General features: G+C 64.3%; 1 pseudogene. It reads right to left on the minus strand.

The window, feature by feature from the left end:
- A pseudogene (gene tnpC / locus P0R31_RS40685) lies at positions 1-1203 on the minus strand (IS66 family transposase); the annotation flags it as partial.

The following is a 1203-nucleotide window of genomic DNA, read 5'->3' on the forward strand; positions in this document are numbered from 1 at the left end:
AGCGCCTGAGCATGTAGTTCATGGGCTTCAGGACCTCGGAGGAGCTCGACAGGGTCTCCCGCTCGCGGAGCAGCCAGTCGTGCATGTCGTCGAGAAGCGGCTTGCTCTGTTCCTGGCGCACGGCGCGCCGGCCGCCGGCACTGCGGCCGTTGATGGCGCGCTCGATCTCGAACAGGGCGTCAAGACGCCTGACCGCTTCCAGCGCGATCGGGGAGACCGGTTTGCCTTTCTGTCCGTCCCGGGCGGCTTTCTCGATGTCAGCCAGTTCGAAGAAGCCCCGCCGCGCATGGGCCAGGCAAAATGCCGGCGTGATCGGCATCGCTTTCCTTTTTGGGTCGAACAACGGCTCGAAGCCGCTATAGCAATCCGCCTGCAGGATACCGCCGAAGACGGCCAGATGCTTCTGGGGATGTTCGCCCCTTCGGTCGCCCGAGGCGTAATAGACCGCCGCCGGCGGCGCAGGTCCGGCGAAGGGCCGATCATCCCGCACATACGTCCAGATCCGGCCGGTCGTGCACTTGCCCTTCGCCAGGATGCGGATGGTGGTGTCGTCGCCATGAAGGCGCTCGGCCGCAAGCACATGACGCTCGATCAGCTGGAACAGCGGCGTGACGGCGAAGGTCCCGTGACCGACCTGGTCGGCCAGCGTCGATAACGGCAGATCGATCCTCTCGGCCTTAAAGCGCACGCTCTGGCGGTTGAGCGGGATATGCATGCCGAACTTGTCGAACAGAATCGTCGCCAGCAATTGTGGGCCGATGGAGCCGCGCGGCGTCGCATGGAACGGTGCCGGCGGCTGGCTGATCTTCTCGCAATCGCGGCAGGTGAACTTCTCGCGTACCGTCTCGATGACCTTAAAGCGACGCGGAATCTCCTCCAGCGTCTTGGTCACATCCTCGCCGACCTTCGCCAACCGCGATCCACCGCAGCAGGCGCAGGTCGTTGGAGCCTCGATGACGACGCGCTCACGTTCGATGTCGTCCGGCCACGGCTTGCGCAAAGGCCGCTTGCGCGAAGGCGCTCACGCTCTAGGTTTTTGCCGCGGCAGCCTGCGCAGCCAGCTCATTCTCGGTCGCCGTGGTGGCGAGTTCTTCGAGCTCCAATTCCAACTGCTCAAGTAGCCGCGCCGTGCGCTCGGAGCGCTGCCCGTGCAGTTCGCGTTTGAGCTTCTCGATCCGTAGCTCAAGATGAGCGATCAGCACT

The organism is Bradyrhizobium yuanmingense, from assembly GCF_029167105.1.
In the GTDB taxonomy this organism is placed as follows: Bacteria; Pseudomonadota; Alphaproteobacteria; order Rhizobiales; family Xanthobacteraceae; genus Bradyrhizobium; species Bradyrhizobium yuanmingense_A.